This is a genomic window from Saccharothrix ecbatanensis (genome assembly GCF_014205015.1).
Classification (GTDB): domain Bacteria; phylum Actinomycetota; class Actinomycetes; order Mycobacteriales; family Pseudonocardiaceae; genus Actinosynnema; species Actinosynnema ecbatanense.
Window position 1 is genome coordinate 3,600,919 of the sequence record NZ_JACHMO010000001.1, and the last position, 16,963, is coordinate 3,617,881.

Below are 16,963 nucleotides of genomic sequence, written 5' to 3' on the forward strand. Positions count from 1 at the left end.
CCTGTCGGCTCACCTCTGACTCAGGTCAGCCGCAACACCACAGGGCGGCCCGTGATCTCGACCGATCCGTCTGGCGGCTCCGGCCGGCGTTCCCCGTCGATGACCTCGACCGCCTCCACACCCCGGGGCGGCGTGAGCGGGACGGCCGGGCCGTCGGTCCACACGATCTGGAACTCGGTGCCGTCCTTCGTGAACCCGCACTGCCACACGTGGTCGGGCAGGCCGAGCTTGGCCCCATTGCCGCAGAACGTGTTCCGCGCGCCCCTCAGCCACGACCCGAGCTCGTCGACGTGCCGGGCGGCACGGGTCGGGATGCCGCCGCTGGGCTGCAGCACGATTGGGATCCGGTCGCTGCCCCAGTTGTAGAAGTACACCCGTGTGTACTCGGCGTACAGGCTGACCAGGTAGAAACGCACCGCGTGGTCGGCGGCCAGCTCGGGGTCCAGCCGCTCCTCCACCCCGGTGGCGAAGCCCTGACCCATGTTCCACCGCGGCATCTCCGGCACGCCCGCGCGGTAGAGCGTCCTGTCGATCTCGGTGGCGAGCTCGAGCATCCGCTCCGGCGGGTCGGCTGACCAGCGCTGGTGCAGCTTCACGCCCAGCACGTCGCAGTGCTGGTAGCCGCCCAACTCCGCGAACCGCTCCTGCCACCGCAGAGCGTGTGGCTCCCACAGCTCGGCCATGCCGGGACACACGACCTCGGCGGCGGGATCGGCCGCCTTGATCACGCGGGCCGCCCGCTCGGTCATCGCGACCATGGTTTCCACCGACCCGCTGTAGATCCGCTGGTGGTTGGCCGCGTCCCACAACTCGTACGCGTCGATCCGGCCCCGGTAGACGCGCGCCAGTTCCCCGACGAACCGATCCCAGTCGTCGAGGTCGTCCGGCGGTGACGTCCGGGAGCCGTCGCCGAACACGGTCTCCGGTCCGTCTGGGCTCGCCCACGCCGGTGTGCCACCCAGGGTGAACAGCACCGGCACGCCCGCTTCCCGCGCCGGCTCGACCAGCCGGTCCAGCCGGAACCACTCGAACCGGCCACGCTCCGGCTCGAGCTTCTCCCACCGCGTGCCCGAGTTCCACAGCCGCACCGCGCCCACCCCGAACGCCGGCATCTCCCCTGACGTGGAATTCTTCGTGACACCGACGAACTCCCGGCCGACGCCGATGGGTTTGTCGGTCCACATCGGCACCGAGCTCGCGCCGGTCTGCCGCACCGCCGGCGTCACCGGACGACTGGCCGTGACCAGGCCGAACGTCAGCAACACGACCACCGCGACGCCGACCGGGGTCCGCCACCCGAAGGACCGGCGAACCGGCGTGACGACCGCGGGTTCCGGCTCCGGCCGCACCAGTGCGAACATCCACAACCTGCGCAGCTCGGCCAGTTCCTCCCCGCCGGCCCCGCACGCCTTGCCGAACCGATCGACCACCAGGAACTCCGCGGGCACCCCGCCACCGGTGCAGTAGCGGTGCAGCGTCGAGCTGGACACTCCGCAACGCTTGCCCAGTGCGTGATAGCTGCGGCCGCTGCGATCTTTGAGCGCGCGTAGCCGTTCCGCGAAATCCGCCTGGTACGCCGTCCGCCCCATCGCTTTCTCCCCTCGAACGTTCCGCTCCCCGTTCGAGGGGGTACCCGTTCGCGCAGGTGACACCCGACTTTTCGTCCCACCGTCCCAAACGCTTGCCCAGCCTGCGGCGGGACGGGCGCAGTGAGGCGTATGCATCTGCGAAAAGTCGCCGCCGCAGCCATCGCCGGGTTGCTCGTCCTCACCGGCACCGCCGCGGCCGCACCACGCGAACTGACCAGTCAACCCGTGTTCAACAATCCACGCGGCGACGGCGAGGACCGGATCGTCAAACACCTGGTGGAGATGATCAACGGCGCCAAGAAGGGCTCCAGCATCGTCGCCGCCGCCATGGTGTTCGAGGACCGCCGGGTAATCGACACCCTCCTCAACGCCTCCAGGAACGGCATCCGCGTCACGGTGATCTACGACGCGGCCAACGACGACGCGGACAAACTACTCGAAAGGCTGAAGGAGGCCGGCAACGGGTCACGCGCTGTCATCTGCACAGATGACGGCAGCAACGCGTGCATCGGAAGCGGCCGTATGCACAGCAAGTTCTTCTTGTTCTCCGAGACACTCGGCGCCAAGAACGTCGTCTCGGTCGGCACCGCGAACCTCAACGACGACTCGGCGAAGAACACGTTCAACTCCTGGTACACCGAGACGAACAACGAGGGCCTATACGAGTACTACGGCGGGTACGTGGAGGATCTCCTCGCCGAGAACCGGGACAACAACTACTACGACCACCGCAAGCCGCGCGAGTTCGAGGGGGTCAAGGCCTACTTCTACCCGCGTGGCGACGGCGGCGACACCTTCGCCAACACGTTGCGCGCGGTGAAGTGCGACGGCGGCACCAAGATCCGGATCGCCAACTACTCGTTCAGCCGGACGGAGGTCGCCGAGGAGCTGCTGCGGCTCGCCGAGGCCGAGTGCGAGATCGAGATCATCGCCGCGAAGTTCCACGAGACGGCCTGCAAGATGCTCGTGGGGCACAAGAATGTCCGGGCATGGGGTTTCGGATTCCTCCAGCCCTACGTCCACGAGAAGAACCTGATGATCCAGGGCCACTACAGCGGCGCGGCGGACCAGCGGGTGGTGTGGACCGGCAGCCACAACCTCAACACCAACTCGCTCAGCCTGAACGACGAGACCGTCCTCAGGATCATGAACAGGCCGTCCACGTACGCGAGCTTCGTCTCCAACTTCGAGACGATCAAGGAGCGGGCGGTGGAGCGCGACCGCGGCAACTGCCCGTGGGGCATGGAACTGTGACCTGGTTGCCGCCCTCGCATGGACGCACGAATCCGTCGGGTGTCAGGTACACCTCCCCAGGTACACCTCCCCGCCCGGCAGCAGGATCGTGCAGGCGCGACGACCGTTACTGGTGGAGGGTACTTATTCCAACCATGCGCTATTCCTCGCCGGAGACAAGGGCCTGACCAGCGCTGGCGTCGCGGTCGCGGATGCCAGCGCCGGTTGCTGGGTGGCCAGCACGTCACGTCGTCGTGCGTCGTCGGTTCCTGCCACCGCTCGAACGTCCTCTTCTGTCGTGGGCGGCCATGAGCTTGCGCAGGTTCCAGCGGATCCCCATCTTCTTGATCACGGCTTCTCCCAGAGTTCGGCATGGCGGGCGGTGAGTTTGCTCTTCAGCAGTCGGTTGCGGTACTCATCCGACACTCCCGTGTAGATCGCCGTCGTGGCGGCGACCTTGTGCCCTGCCTGATCTTGAACGAATCTCTCGGGGTAATCGAACTCCACGAGGTGCGTGATCATGGAGTGGCGGAGGCTGTGCAGGTCGAGTTCCTCGGGCAGCCCGGCGGCCTGGCGGGCGGTCTCGAACGCCTCGTTGGCGCTGCGCTTGGACAACCGGCCGCGCCGTTCGGTCACCCAGAACGCCCGGTGCCGGCCGACGTCGAACCGCGGACGGACCTCGGTGACGTAGTGGTCGAGAACGTCGACGATCCAGTCCATCTCCGACCGCCGACGCGCCGTGATCACCCTCCCGCTAGCGTGGGAAGCGTTCCCGGACCACCGACTGTGTGCCTTGGGCCGGTTTCCGGCTGCGGATCGTCCAGATCTGCTTTTAGGCTGCGAACATGACGATCAGTTGGTCGCAGGCCCTCGCGTGGCGGATGCGGAGGCACCTGCTGGAGCCGGCCGGAACGGAGTCCGTCGAGGCCGTGGTGGGCAGGCTCGGCGCCGTCTTGGCGATGGACGAGCGGTTGGCCGAGCTCGCTGTCCGAGCACGACGTCTCCGGTCCGGTCCTGGCGAGGTCGCTCGCGCACTCGACGAAGGACGCATCATCAAGTCGTTCGCGTTCCGCGGCGCGACGCACTACTTGTCTGCCGAGGACGGCGGCGCCTACCTCGCACTGCGGGCGTCGGGTCGCCAGTGGGAAATCCCCAGTTGGCAGGAGTACTACGACCTGAAGCCCGCCGACTGGCCGGCGTTTCGCGAGACGATTCGCGAAGCACTCGCCGACGGGCCACTGACCGTCGCCGACCTAGGCGCCGCGGTGACACGCAAGGCGGCCTACCGGCACCTACGCCCAGTTTTCGACCAGGGCGCCGACACGCTGATCAAGCCGCTCACCTGGCAGGGCGACATGAGCTTCGGGCCACCACGCGACGGACGACACACGTTCCAGCGACTCGACGACAACCCGCACTGGGCAGGGATCTGGGATCTCGACGAGGCCGGGCCGCACGCGATCACGTCCTACTTCCGCGCCTACGGCCCGGCAACCGAAGAACACATCCACTACTGGCTCGGCGCCGGACTCAGCGCCGGCCGCAAACGCCTCCGCTCCTGGCTCACGGCTCACGGCTCTCGACGACCAGCTGACGGCGTTGACCATCGACGGCGAGACCGCCTACATCCTCACCGAAGACCTCGACGACCTGTTGGCGACGCCGCCCACGAACGCCGTGCGACTGCTGCCCGGTCACGATCAGTGGGTCATCGGCCCGGGCACCAAGGACCAGCATGTCGTCCCACCGGCACGCCGCACACCGGTCACGCGCAAGGCGAACCTCGTGATCGCGGGCGGCACTGTGAGTGGCACATGGACCGTCACGGCGAACCACCTCACAGTGACATGGTTCGGAGAGAGGGAAACCCGCCGCGGAAGGCCCTCGACACGGAAGCCGCCCGACTCGCCCGCATCCTCGACCGACCACTCAAGAGAATCGTCAACATCGCCTAACACCGCGGACACATCGCCCCCGGTCGGTGCGCCGACCACCTGATCGGCGCTGGCAACCCCACCACGCCGGAGCATCAACTACCGCGGAAGGACAAGCCACCTGGGGTGGTCCAGTACCACGGAAGTCACAGGAAGAAGCCGCCAAAGTGATCACCTCAATGCGGAAAGGACATGTAGGTTCTCGTATCTGATTGCGCTTTCTCAGTGATTCTGCGCCGGTGATGTTTCGCTGCCACGCCCAGCGCGCCGACCTGCCCGACCCGCCGTTCACCCCGGCCAGGTCCCCTAGCTCACCAGCAGACCCGCCCGACCGGCCCTCTCCGACCCGGCCCCGGTGGCCGCCGACGCCGTCATACGATCCCTGCCGTGGAACGGCGATTATCGGTCCGGCACCTCACCGCCGGCACGGTCCTGGCCATTATCGGCTGGGCGTTGCGCGCGGTGGGCGTCGTGCTGTTCAGCGGTGCGCTCGTGCTGCCGCGGCAGGCCTTGGGCCTTTTGCTGGAGGACCCCGACATGGGCTGGGCAGCGACCATCCTGCTCAAGATCGGGGCCGGTGTCGTCGGAGTCGTCGTCTTCGAGATCGGCCACCTGACCGCCGTGTGGGGCAAGCGGTTCCGCACCCGACCCGTGACTTCCTTCGACACCCTCTCCGGCACCCGCTACGTCCTGTACCTGCGGTCGTTCAAAACCGACACCGCCCTCGCCACCTCTCCGGACCCGCCCGGCAACCCGCTCAAAATCCTCCTGTCCCGCCGCGGCCTGACCCGCGAGGAACACCTGATCCGGTACTTCGGCCGCCACGGCAAGGTCGTCACCATCGGCCGCCCCGGTGAACGCGTGCCCCCGCTGGGCGCTCAACGCGGCTACATCACCGGACCGGACTGGCAGACCACCGTGTCCCAACTCATCCGGGACGCGCACCTGGTCGTCCTCTCCGCCACCCCCACACCGGGCACGGTCTGGGAGTTCGTCGAAACGCTGCACGTGATCAGGTCGCCGAGGCGACTGGTCCTGCTGGCCCACGGCACGGCCGACTACACCGCGTTCCGCGACGCCGTCAAAGCCGAACACTCCGCCAGGGCCATCCCCACCACGCTCCCCCGACTGCCCCACTACGACCCACTTCCGCCGAACGTCGACGCCGACCACCCCGTGCCGGTACTGATCACCTTCGACTACGGGTGGCAGCCGACGGTGAAGCAGTTCCACCCGATCAGGAAGAACGTGCCAAGGACCATCCGGCAACGCGCCCGCATCGCCGACAACGACCTCGACGACGCCTTGAGGCACCAGATCCGCCTACCCGACTGACCCTGTCAGGCACTCGTCCGGTCGTACTCGGAACCCATGGCGGCTCGGGGACATCGTCGCAGCCGACCTGGTCCTTCTCCGTCACAAGCACGGCCGGACCACCTGATCAACAACCTGATCACCCGAAGTCACGAGAACTTACGCAGAAAGTCTCACTGCCCCGACAGACCCGCACGAACAGATGTTGTACTTGTTCTGCACCGCGGCAACTTCGATCAACTTGTTGGCCTTGCGGACGTCACTCATGTCCACCTTGGACAGGCCGATGTGATGGATCTTCCCTTCGGCCTGCATGTCGGAGAGCACGGCGAGTTGGTCTTCCACCGGCACGGCAGGGTCGATGCGGTGGAGGTAGTACAGGTCGATCCGGCGAGCTCGACCGTGGCGTTCTTCCGGTCGCTCGGCGGCACGATCGGCGTGTCGGTGCTGGGCGCGGTGCTCGCCCGGCGGGTCGACGCGGCCATCACCCGCGACCTGACCGCGGCGGGCATCCCGGCCGCCGGCGGCGGCAGCGGCAGCCTCAACATCGCCGCGCTGCCGGAGGCCGTGCAGCACATCGTCCGCGCCGCCTACGGCGACGCCACCGGGCACATCTTCCTGATCTCCGCGGGCATCGCGGTGGTCGGCGTGCTCGCGGCCCTGCTGCTCAAGCCCATCACCCTGCGCAGCAGCCCCGACGTGGTGGACACCACACCCCCGTCCTGAGCGGTCCCGGCACCGCCCCCGTGCCCCGGCGAGCACCCGCTCGCCGGGGCACGGGGGCATCGTCCTCCCAAGTCGTCCCACCGTTGCCCTTCGGGCCACCGGTCCTGCCCCCGGTCTGCGCCTTCCGGCCTTCCCCCGCCGGCGGTCCGGAGGTGACGATCACCCCCAGGACCGCGACAGGAGGCTTGACGATGCGGCAACACGGGCAAGGGGCCGGGAGCGCGGGGAGGAAGGCGCAGGGGAAGGAGCGCGAGGAGGTCGCCGGTAGGTCGCTGGTGACGCCTGCCGGGCCGACCACCCCGGAGGCGGTGCTGGCCATGCAGCGCCTGGTGGGGAACGCGGCCGTGGTCCAGCGGCTGGCCCGGCACGAGCACGCGGACGGGTGCTGCGGCAGCGGTGAGACCGTGCAGCGCGACGCCGTGGCCCGGAGCGTCGGCTCGCCGGGCCGGCCGCTCGACGACGACGTCCGCTCGGAGATGGAGGGACGGATCGGCCACGACTTCTCCGACGTGCGCATCCACACCGACGCCACCGCCCACGCCGCCGCCGAGTCCGTGCAGGCGCACGCGTTCACGACCGGCTCGGACATCGTGTTCCAGCGCAGCCAGTACGACCCCGCCACCGTGCCGGGCAAGAAGCGGCTGGCGCACGAGCTGCTGCACGTGGTGCAGCAGCGCCAAGGGCCGGTGGAGGGCACGGACAACGGCCGCGGGGCGAAGGTCAGCGACCCGTCCGACCGGTTCGAGCGCGCGGCGTCGGCGGGCGCGGAACAGGTGATGGCCGGCGCGGCGCCGGTCCAGCGCGCCGCGGTGGACGAGCGGGAGACCGCCGCCGCGCCGGCCCGAGGCGCCGCGGCGGCGCACGCCGGTGACGTGCCGGTGCAGCGCGTCGAGCTGGTCGACGCGCTGGACACGATGCGCAACCGCCCCATCCTCCCGAAGCAGGAGGAGGGGAAGACGTCGATCACACGAGGGGCGGAGGACGAGAGCCTCGGACTGCCGCCCGAACTCCTGGAACAGCTGGAACGCCTGGTCCAGCAGGACCAGTCGGTGGCCTCGACGGTCGACATGGGCGACCCGCGGCGCAAACCGTCGACCTTCGGCGGCGGCAACGCGGTCAACGTCACCCACGAGGTCGGGTTCGACGTCAAGGGACGGGACGCCACGAACCTGCGCTACATCCGCTTCGTCAAGGCGGTGAAGATGTACCAGGGCTACCCCAGCAGCCAGGTCAACCGCCAGCGCACGGTCTCCGGTTACGTGAGCTGGTCCCCGGTGGTGGAGACCCCCGACATGGGGAAGGGGACGGACGACGACGCGGCCTACCAGGCGCGACTGGTCAAGCTCCTGGACGAGGACTTCGCGGCGGCCAAGTGGTCCTACGACGGACCCGACAAGGAGTTCTACCGCGAGGAGAAGGAGGGCGAGGAGGTCGTCCGCCTGATCAACGTCGACACCCCGGGCGTGAAGTCGGACTTCAAGCAGTACCCGATCGTGCAGCGTTACGAGTTCTACGGCGTCCTCTACGACGCCGCGGAGCGCGCGATCCTCAACGTCAGCCACTACTCCGACCGCCTGATCGGGCTCTCCGCGACAGCGGCCCTGACCCGCTGACGGGTGGGGCCCGTCAGCGGGCGCCGCGTGCGGGTCCTCCGCCTCGATCGGCCGCAGCACGCCGCCCACCGCGGGTTCCACCGGCAGCACCAGCCCGCCGTCCCGGTGCGCCGGGCACAGGAAGCCCAGCGTCTCCTCACCCTCGGCATCCTGTGGGCGGTCGCCAACCTGGACAAGGCGCTGCTGGACGACGTGACCCTGTCCGACAGCCGGGGGCAACTGACCGTCTACGAGCAGTTGCCCCGCTCTGCCGCCGGAAGGGAGATCGCTGCCGAGCTCGACCCGGTCTCGCGGATGTGGCTGGGCTCCCAGTCCTGCGCCAGCCACATCCTGCGCCACACCGACACGCTGACCGACGTCCCCGCGTTCTGGACACCCGGCGAGGCCGCGCCGGTAGTAGGTACGCAGTGCACGAACGATCCGTACTCGTCCCGCCCCGCCCCGCCGGGAATGCCGGTCGACCAGCGCCCAGACTCGAACGTTGCGAGCCTCCTCGTTGAGGTGGCACGGGCAGCCGATCACGCAATGCGCCGTCCGGCCGCGTCATCTCCACGGGCACCATGCTGCCCCACCGCGACCGCCGGAGCCTCACCCGTGCCGGGTGACGACCGGGCACGCGCGGAACACGACAGTGGCCTCGCCCCTGTGCGGTGACCTAGGAGGCGGACGTGCGTCGAAGTGGTTCGGCACGTCGGCGGGGACAACGATGAGCCGGTGGTCACCGCTAGTGCGTGCCCGCCTGACCCGGTGGGGGCACTCGGTGCTACCGGGCGTCCATTGGCGACGGGATCTGTTGGCGGGCCTCCCGTGCGCGTTGAGTAGCGTGCCGAACGGGATGGCGGCCGCCGTCCTCGCCGGGGTCAGCCCGGCGCACGGGCTGTACGCCTGCGTGGCCGGGCCGATCGCCGGCGGTTCGCTCACCAGCACCCGGCTCATGGTGATCACCACTACCGGTGCCGCCGCGCTGGCCGCGGGTTCCGCCGTCGCCGACCTCGATCCGGCCGACCGGCCCGACGCGCTGTTCCTGCTCACCGTGTTGGCCGGCTTGGTGGCCGTGGTGGCCGGACTCGCGCGGCTCGGCCGCCACACGCGGTTCGTTTCGCACTCGGTCATGCTCGGCTTCCTGACCGGGGTGTCGGTCAACATCGTCGCCGGTCAGCTCCCCGACCTCGTCGGGGTCGAGGCGTCGGGGTCGACGCCGATCGCCAAAGCTGTCGCCGTCTTCGGGCACCTGTCACGCGTCGACGTGCCGTCGCTGCTGGTCGGGGTGGCCGCGCTGGCGATGCTGGTCGGGTCGTCCCGCACCCGTTTCGGTGTCGTGGGCGCCGTGGTCGCGTTGGTCGTGCCGACCGCGGTGGTGGCGTTCGCGAGCATCGACGTCGCCCTCGTCCACGACGGCGGCGCGATCGAGTCCGGCGTGCCGCTGCCCGCGCTGCCCGACCTGAGCCTGCTGTCGTTGGACTTGGTGGTCGGTGCGGTGGCGGTGGCGGCGATCGTCCTGGTGCAAGGCGCCGGGGTGAGCGAAGCCACGCCGAACCGCGACGGCTCGCGTGCGGACACCAGCCGCGATTTCATCGCCCAAGGCGTCGCGAACATCGCCTCCGGGCTGTTCCGCGGCCAACCGGTGGGAGGCTCGGTGGGGCAGACCGCGTTGAACGTGGCGGTCGGCGCGCGTTCCCGCTGGGGCTCGATCTGGGCGGGCGTGTGGATGTTGGTGGTGCTGGTCGCGTTCTCCGGGCTCGTCGGGCTGGTGGCGATGCCGACCCTTGCCGCGGTACTGGTCTTCGCGGCGATCGGCTCGCTGCGCCCGCGCGAGTTGCTCACGGTCCTGCGCACCGGCCGCGTGTCCCGGATCGCCATGATCACCACGTTCCTGGCCACGCTGTTCCTGCCGGTCGCCGCGGCGATCGGCGTCGGCGTGGCGCTGTCGCTGCTGCTCCAGCTCAACCGGGAGGCGCTCGACCTCGCCGTGGTGCGGCTCGTGCCGCGCGATGACGGGCGATTCGTCGAACGACCCGCGCCCACGACGCTGGCCGGGCACCGCGTGATCGTGCTCGACGTCTACGGCAGCCTGTTCTACGCCGGTGCGCAGACCCTTCGGGCACGCCTGCCCGATCCGACCGGCGCGCGCTCCCCCGTGGTCGTGCTGCGGTTGCGCGGGCGCACGTCGTTCGGGGCGACGTTCTTCGTCGTGGTGGCCGACTACGCCCGGCGGCTGGACGCCGTCGGTGGTCGGTTGTACGTGTCCGGGCTCCGACCGGACGTGGCCGCCGCGTTCCGACGGGCCGGCGGAGCCCTGCTGTCCGGACCGGTGCGGGTCTTCGAGTCGACCGACCTGATCGGGCAGTCCACGTTGGCCGCCTACCGCGACGCCGAGGCGTGGCTCGTCGAGCACGACGGCCGAACTCACCCGTAACGGGGGAACCGGTCGCGCCCTCCGCACGGCACGGTGCACCGATCGTGTCCAGCTCACCAGAAGGAGGTCCGCCATGGTCCGCGGCCCCGTCGAGCACATCGTGATCGAATTTCCCGGCGACCGCTTCGACGGCGGGATCGTTCCCGTGGTCCAGGAACTGGTCGTCAGCGGCGTGATCCGCATCGTCGACCTCGTGTTCGTCAAGAAGGACGGTGACGGGCGGGTCGCGTTGGTGGAGCTGTCCGAGCTGGACCGCAGCGAGGCCGGGGCGTTCGACGTGCTCGATGGCGAGGTCGGCGGACTGCTCAGCACCGACGACGTGGACGACGTGGCGCAGCACCTCGCGCCCGGGACGTTGGCGGCGCTGTTGGTCTGGGAGAACGTCTGGGCCGCTCGTCTGGCCGCCGCCCTGTCGGCTGCGGGGGGACGGGTCGTGGCCCACCACCGCGTGGCCGACGAGGTGTTCGAGGCCGCCGCTGCCCATGCTCGAAGCCAGTGAGGAGACTTCCGTGTTGATTCGACCGTTCGGCCCGCGCCGGGGCCCTGGGCTGCTGCGCGCCGCCGCGAGGACCGCCGTGGTCGCGGGCACGGCCAGCGCCGTCACCGGCGCGGTGCGGCGGCACCAGGCCGCGGACTACCCGCCACCCGCCCCATCCCAACCGGTCGCCCCGCAGCAGAACGCTGTGCCTGCCGACAACCTCATCCATGCAGGTAGAAGACGCGCGAAGCCCAAGACCTGGAAGCGCTCGCGGGCACGGTTGTCATCCGCCGCGCCATCAACCAGCACGGCATGATGACCGGCTGGGCTGCTCCGACTGGCCTATCTCGGTGTGACCAACGCGTTCGCGCTGCTGCGCCCGCTACCCCTGAGCGACCGGACAAAGACACGGGAATCCTGGCAGTACGGCACCAGATCACTGTCCTGGAACGGCAGCTGGGCAACGCCCGGCCGCAACGGCGTTGTTGGGACCTACTTGACGGATTCGGTTGACGGCTGGTCATCCGCGTGGTCGAGTCCATCGAGTTGTTGGCGCACTCGTTCGGCGTCGGTGTCGCGCCCCTGTTCCCGGTACAGCTCCAGCGCCTCTTGCCACACCGCACGGGCGCGGTCGTGGTGGCCGAGGGCGGTGTGCGGATGGCCGAGTTGTGCGAGGTCGTCGGCCACGTGGTAGGTGTCGCACATGTCGCGGTGCAGGGTGATGGCCGCGTGGTAGTCGCGGATCGCCCGGTGGTGATGGCCGGTGTGGTGACTGATGTAGCCCATGGTGGTGAGGATTGCGGCCTCGCCCTCGCGGATGCCGTACCTGCGGCACTGGAGGAGCCCGACCTCGCAGTGTTCGGACGCTCGGTCGTAGTCGCCGACCAGTGCGGCATAGCAGGCGGTGAGGCAGCGCGAGAGGGCTTCCTCGACGGGGTTGTCGAGCAAGCGGTGGACGTCCAGGGCGCGGGTGGCGTGGTTCAACGCCTTGTGGTTGTCTCCCGCGTTCCGCCACGTCCACGCGAGCCCTCGGTGGTTCCGTGCCTGGTTGAGGAGATCGTCGTGGCGTTCGGCCAGGGTGAGTGCCTGGTGCAGGTGCTCGACCGCCTCGTCGAACCGCCCGACGCTCGCGTAGGCCATGCCCACCAGCCGCTGGGTGAGGATGTGGACGGCAGGTGCGTCGAGGTGTCTGCCGGCCGCCAGTCCGGTCCGCGTCACGGCGAGTTGGTCGTGGCTGTGTCCCCGCCGGTTTTGGAACGTGGTCAACGTCCAGGTCAGCTGCCACACGGCGGCGTACCACCGGTGGGTGGTGGCGATGTGTTGGGCTGCCAGCAGGTTGAGGTTCTCGGTGTCGAACCAGTCGAAGGCCGCGTGGGTGTCCGGGAGTACATGGGGTCGGGTGCCGGGTTCGGGCGTGTCCAGCCGGATCGGTGGGCGGTGGGGGTCCAGAATCCGTTCCCCGGTGTAGGCGGTGTGGAGGTAGAAGTTGACGACCCGCCGCAGCGCTGCGTCCCGCACCTCGTCGGGCAGCCGGCGGGCGGTGTCGGTGGCGTAGCGGCGGACCAGGTCGTGCATCCGCAACCGCCCGCGCGAGTCCTGGCTGATCAGCGACGCTTGTGCCAAGCCGTGCACCGCCGTCCTGGTCTCGTCCGGGGACAGGCCGGTGAGGCTGGTGGCGGCTGGCAGGCCGATGTCGGGGCCGGGTGCGATACCGAGCAACGAAAACACGGTGGCCTGTCGGGAGATGAGGGCTTGGTAAGACCAGGACAGCACAGCGGGCAAGCTGGCGGCGGGGTCGTCGTCGTCCAGCACGTCCAGGCCGACGTCCCGGAATTCCACAGCGAGCGCGGCCAGCGGGAGATCGGGACGGGTGTGAAGGTGGCCCGCGATGATGCTCAGCGCAAGCGGGAACCCGCCGCACAAGCCGATCAGTGCCTTCGCCGCCGCCGGCTCGGCGGTGACCCGGGCGAGGCCGAGCCGGTCGGTCAGCACGGTGTGCGCCTCGGCATCGGACAACACGTCCAAGCGCACGTGGTGGGCGCCGTGCCCGGTGATCAGGCCGGGGAGCTGGTTGCGGCTGGTCACGACCACGGTGCAGGTCGGACTGCCGGGCAGCAACGGGGTCGTCTGGGCGGCGTTGGCGGCGTTGTCGAGTACGAGCAGCATCCGCTTGCCCGCCACCAGGCTGCGGAACAGGCCGGTTTGGGCGTGCAGGCTGGCCGGGATGCGGCCGGGTTCGACGCCGAGGGCGTCAAGGAAGCCGCGCACGGCCACCGTGGAATCCATGGGTGTGCCGGCGGGGCCGAAGCCCCGCAGGTCCACGAACAACTGCCCGTCGGGAAAACGGTCGGCGTGCCGGTGGGCCCAGTGCAGGGCCAGCCAGGTCTTGCCGATGCCGCCCGCGCCGGCGATGGCGGAAATGACCACCGTGGTCGTAGAGGTGTCGCGCAGGGTGGCGTCGAGCAGGTCCAGTTCCTCGTGGCGGCCTACGAACGGCGCAGGCGCTGCGGGCAGTTGCCGGGGCACCGCCGGCGCGACCGCCGAGCTCGTGGGTATGTCGGTCAGCTGGGGGTCGGCGATCAGGATCTGCCGGTGCAGGTCCTGCAGGGCGGAGGCGGGGTCGCTGCCCAGTTCCACCACCAGCCGTTCCCGGACCTGCCGGTAGTGGGCCAATGCGTCGGCGGTGCGCCCGGCGCGGTGCAGGGCCAGCAGGTACTGGCCGGCGACGCGCTCGTCCAGCGGATGCTCGGCGACGCGCGTGGACAGCCTGGCCACCAGGTCCTCGCCGCGTCCTAGTCGCAGCAGGGTGTCGGTGAGGTCGCACTCGGCGTCCAGGCGCTCCCGGTGCAGCCGGTCGCGTTCGGCCTCGGCCCAGTCGCCGTCCAGGCCGGTCAGCGCGTCCCCGCGCCACAACCCCAGTGCCTCCTCCCACAGCGCCACGGCCCGCCGGTCGTCCTCGGCGAGGGCACGGGAACGCAGGTCGCGGAAGCGGTGCAGGTCGATCGCCAACGGCCGGACCGCCAAGGAGTAACCGCCCGAGCGCCGCACGATGGCCGCGGTGTCCGCGGTGTCCGCGGCCAGCACTTGGCGCAGCCTGGATACGTAGTTCACCAGCGTCTGCCGGGCCCGTAGCGGCGGCTGCTCCCCCCAGACCCGTTGGATCAGCCGGTCGACCGACACCACCTGGTTGGCGTCCACCGCCAGCGCGGCCAGCACGCACCGCTGCCGAGCCGGTCCCGGATCGACCACCACGTCGTCCACGAGCGCGAACACCGCGCCCAGAATGCTGAACTCCACCATCGCCCCCCGTGAAGCTGACCCGGAAGCCGGCCTACCGCCCCTGACCAGCGCGTTGTGGGAAATCACGGGTAATTCACACGAACGGCCCCAGACGATGGGTCCGTGACCGTCCGGACCACGGGTGGCACGCCACAGGACAAGGAGAGGGGCACGATGAGGACGACGAAGGTCCTGGCACGGAGGCTGGTGATGCTGTTCTTGCCGGTGGTCGCCGCGATTTCGCTGGTCGCCCCCGCAAGCGCCGAGTCGAACACTTCCACGCGGTGGCTGACGGTGGGAACGGACGGCTCGGTTTCGGCCGCGGACACCGGTTCTCCCGTCACGCCGCTGGCGCTGACGAGCTACATCAGCAACGAGAACGCCACTGGCATCGGAGTGTCGAAGGACAACGTCGCCGGTAACTACCAGGCGATCCTGCCTGGCCATCGGCGCACGGACGGCACCCCCCTCTACTGGAGCCGAGCCCTGTCCTTCTACATCGGCGTTGGATACTGCGCCGATGCCTACTACTGGGCGGGCGCCTGGCGGTTCGGGGCCGCGTTCAGGGGACCCCTGGAGGTTTTCACCGATCAGACCATCCCTGGTGAAACCGTCGCGAGGTGGGCGGTCCGGTACATCCGCCGCTGCTGACACGTCCGCTCGAAGGCATGAGGACGGCCTCCCCCGGCAGCGCCGGGGGAGGCCGTCGGCGCGACGGGCGATCCGCGGGAGGCTGAAGAGACGGTCGAGCGTGGCGGAATAGGCGACCATCGTGAGCCTCTGGTGTCCGGGACAAGATCTTCGCAGACCTGTTCCGACCAGAGGCTCACGTCCTTCCACAGGTCAGCGCCTCACCATCCAATTGGCGACTCGCCCCAGACCATTTCGCCGAGAAAACGTCAGCGGGGTGGGTTTATGGTTGTCAGCGAAGAATTGAATCGATTCCAACTACCCGTAACAACCATAAACACCGCTTCTCCTGTTCAACTAAAGTGGGCGCGCCCGGCCGGCCATGACGCCACCTTCATTCGAACTTCAGCCGCGACACGCTACTGGACGGTCGGACTCACCCTGACGCGCGGCGTGCTTGGGGCCGGCTGGCGGTCAACGGGCCGGGAACACGGGTCAGAAGCCGTTCTTCCAGTCCTGGAAGTTGCTTCCGCATACGTGCGTATACGCGTTACCGACCCTGTCGCTGTCGAGGCACTGGCCCGCTACCGGAGCCCTGAAGACATAGACCCTGGGCTCGCGCTCCCGGATATCCCAGTGCATCGTCCAATTGTGAATGCAAGCAGTGGTGTAAATTGCACCCGGACGGTTCGTGGCCAAACACATTCCGGTGGCCGGGTTTCGCACCAGCCAGCGACCCAAGCTTGGGATCGGGATCAGATGCCAGTCCTGGAAGTTGTTCCCGGATTGACAGGGGAGGGTGTACACGTTACCGGCGAAGTTGTTGTCCAAGCACCTTCCCGTCGCCCAGCTCCGCAAGACGGTGATCTGCTCGTTAACAGCGATGGTCGCAGCCGACGCCGCCGGGGGCACAAACGTGATGCTCGCGGCGAACGCCGACGCCGCGACGGCAATGGCAACGGCGAATTTCTTTACCGAGAAGATGTGCATTGACCCTCTCTTGGATCAGTGAAATCAGGGGATGAACGTCGTCGCCGATACGGCGGGTGTTCTTAGCGGACGTGATGGGCAGCGGTGAGGCACCGCAGTGCCCCTGTCCTATGGGGTCGCCGACACGATCGTCGATCTTGCGCACGGTGACCCCTCACTCGGGACGCCGTTCCGGCACGGGCGACTCGCGTACTTGCCGGCGGTGTTCATCTGCGTCGTCGGTGAACTCATTCACCGACGGTTCGGCGGTGAGCGGGATGCCGCGGTCCGCCCCGCTCAGGCCCCCGAATCGCTGCGGTCGTGGCGGAACACGCGTTCAGAGTCGCCGCTTCTGCGGGAGCGTGAAAGCCACCGGGTCGAGCGGGCGCCCCAGCTCCTGGATCACCACGATCACCGCCTTGGCCTGCTGATCGGAAGCCGGGCCCAGACGCCGGCAGCGACAACGTTGCTGCGCCTGCGAACAGGCAGCGGCCAGTGCCCGACTGCTGGAATTGGCCGGTCAGCGTCCATGTCGACGCGATGCGCGAGCCCGAGGATCGCGCCGGCCCGTGAAGGCCGCGGCCTCGGTCAACGGGTCAGGGTCCGGCGCAAATTCCGGCAGGGCGTGTTTCGTACGCATTGATGTCCCTTCGACGAGCGGAACGAACGTGGTAGACGCTAGGGCGGCGATGGGTGTTCAGGTTCGGCGTCGCAATGTGAACAACAAGTCCTGAACACCCTTACGGCGGCTGTACAGCACCGCACCGGGTGCACGACAATCA

At 69.0% G+C, this 16,963-nt stretch carries 13 protein-coding genes and 1 pseudogene; 9 read left to right on the plus strand and 5 right to left on the minus strand.

The genetic code is table 11. The annotated features are described in order from the left end of the window. Positions 1 to 20: 20 nt before the first annotated feature. On the minus strand, positions 21 to 1,589 hold the full coding sequence (locus F4560_RS15125) for a helix-turn-helix domain-containing protein (protein WP_184920597.1): 1,569 nt from the start codon (positions 1,587 to 1,589) through the stop codon (positions 21 to 23). A 129-nt stretch (positions 1,590 to 1,718) separates the two neighbouring features. Between F4560_RS15125 and F4560_RS15130 the strand changes: the two genes are divergently transcribed. Next, on the plus strand, positions 1,719 to 2,843 hold the full coding sequence (locus tag F4560_RS15130) for a phospholipase D-like domain-containing protein (RefSeq protein WP_184920599.1): 1,125 nt from the start codon (positions 1,719 to 1,721) through the stop codon (positions 2,841 to 2,843). A gap of 327 nt (positions 2,844 to 3,170) precedes the next feature. Here F4560_RS15130 and F4560_RS15135 read toward each other — a convergent pair whose 3' ends face one another. Further along, positions 3,171 to 3,569, minus strand: coding sequence for a tyrosine-type recombinase/integrase (locus F4560_RS15135; protein WP_221483501.1), 399 nt, complete (start codon positions 3,567 to 3,569; stop codon positions 3,171 to 3,173). 134 nt (positions 3,570 to 3,703) lie between these two features. Here F4560_RS15135 and F4560_RS46575 point away from each other — a divergent pair. From F4560_RS46575 to F4560_RS15145, 3 genes and pseudogenes are all read left to right on the plus strand, one after another. Further along, a pseudogene (locus tag F4560_RS46575) lies at positions 3,704 to 4,378 on the plus strand (DNA glycosylase AlkZ-like family protein); the annotation flags it as partial. Between the two features lie 43 nt (positions 4,379 to 4,421). Beyond that, positions 4,422 to 4,820, plus strand: coding sequence for a DNA glycosylase AlkZ-like family protein (locus tag F4560_RS46580; protein ID WP_376775296.1), 399 nt, complete (start codon positions 4,422 to 4,424; stop codon positions 4,818 to 4,820). A gap of 323 nt (positions 4,821 to 5,143) precedes the next feature. Beyond that, on the plus strand, positions 5,144 to 6,091 hold the full coding sequence (locus F4560_RS15145; RefSeq protein WP_184920603.1) for a hypothetical protein: 948 nt from the start codon (positions 5,144 to 5,146) through the stop codon (positions 6,089 to 6,091). Positions 6,092 to 6,229: 138 nt separating this feature from the next. Here F4560_RS15145 and F4560_RS46585 read toward each other — a convergent pair whose 3' ends face one another. Beyond that, positions 6,230 to 6,856, minus strand: a complete 627-nt coding sequence (locus F4560_RS46585) for an aldo/keto reductase (protein ID WP_184920605.1) — start codon at positions 6,854 to 6,856, stop codon at positions 6,230 to 6,232. Positions 6,857 to 6,987: 131 nt separating this feature from the next. Between F4560_RS46585 and F4560_RS15155 the strand changes: the two genes are divergently transcribed. The 4 genes from F4560_RS15155 (at position 6,988) to F4560_RS15170 (ending at position 11,324) form a co-directional block, all read left to right on the plus strand. Further along, the gene (locus F4560_RS15155) at positions 6,988 to 8,409 is read left to right on the plus strand and encodes an eCIS core domain-containing protein (RefSeq protein ID WP_246477807.1); all 1,422 of its coding nucleotides are present in this window, start codon (positions 6,988 to 6,990) and stop codon (positions 8,407 to 8,409) included. Between the two features lie 27 nt (positions 8,410 to 8,436). Further along, positions 8,437 to 9,063 carry a hypothetical protein gene (locus F4560_RS15160; RefSeq protein ID WP_184920607.1) on the plus strand — a complete coding sequence of 209 codons (627 nt, stop codon included), beginning with the start codon at positions 8,437 to 8,439 and terminating at the stop codon, positions 9,061 to 9,063. Between the two features lie 52 nt (positions 9,064 to 9,115). Then, positions 9,116 to 10,825 (plus strand): SulP family inorganic anion transporter, encoded by a 1,710-nt coding sequence (locus tag F4560_RS15165; RefSeq protein WP_184920608.1) that lies wholly within the window; start codon positions 9,116 to 9,118, stop codon positions 10,823 to 10,825. A 73-nt stretch (positions 10,826 to 10,898) separates the two neighbouring features. Further along, positions 10,899 to 11,324 (plus strand): DUF6325 family protein, encoded by a 426-nt coding sequence (locus F4560_RS15170; RefSeq protein ID WP_184920609.1) that lies wholly within the window; start codon positions 10,899 to 10,901, stop codon positions 11,322 to 11,324. A 471-nt stretch (positions 11,325 to 11,795) separates the two neighbouring features. Here the strand turns inward: F4560_RS15170 and F4560_RS15175 are convergent, their stop codons facing one another. Continuing rightward, complete coding sequence (locus F4560_RS15175) at positions 11,796 to 14,603, minus strand: AfsR/SARP family transcriptional regulator (protein WP_184920610.1); 2,808 nt, start codon at positions 14,601 to 14,603, stop codon at positions 11,796 to 11,798. A 102-nt stretch (positions 14,604 to 14,705) separates the two neighbouring features. On the opposite strand from F4560_RS15175, the gene F4560_RS15180 reads away from it, so the two are divergent. Continuing rightward, on the plus strand, positions 14,706 to 15,233 hold the full coding sequence (locus F4560_RS15180) for a hypothetical protein (protein WP_184920611.1): 528 nt from the start codon (positions 14,706 to 14,708) through the stop codon (positions 15,231 to 15,233). A 474-nt stretch (positions 15,234 to 15,707) separates the two neighbouring features. Here the strand turns inward: F4560_RS15180 and F4560_RS15185 are convergent, their stop codons facing one another. Next, a complete protein-coding gene (locus F4560_RS15185) occupies positions 15,708 to 16,202 on the minus strand; it encodes an RICIN domain-containing protein (protein ID WP_184920612.1) in 495 nt (164 codons plus the stop codon). Between the last annotated feature and the right edge of the window lie 761 nt (positions 16,203 to 16,963).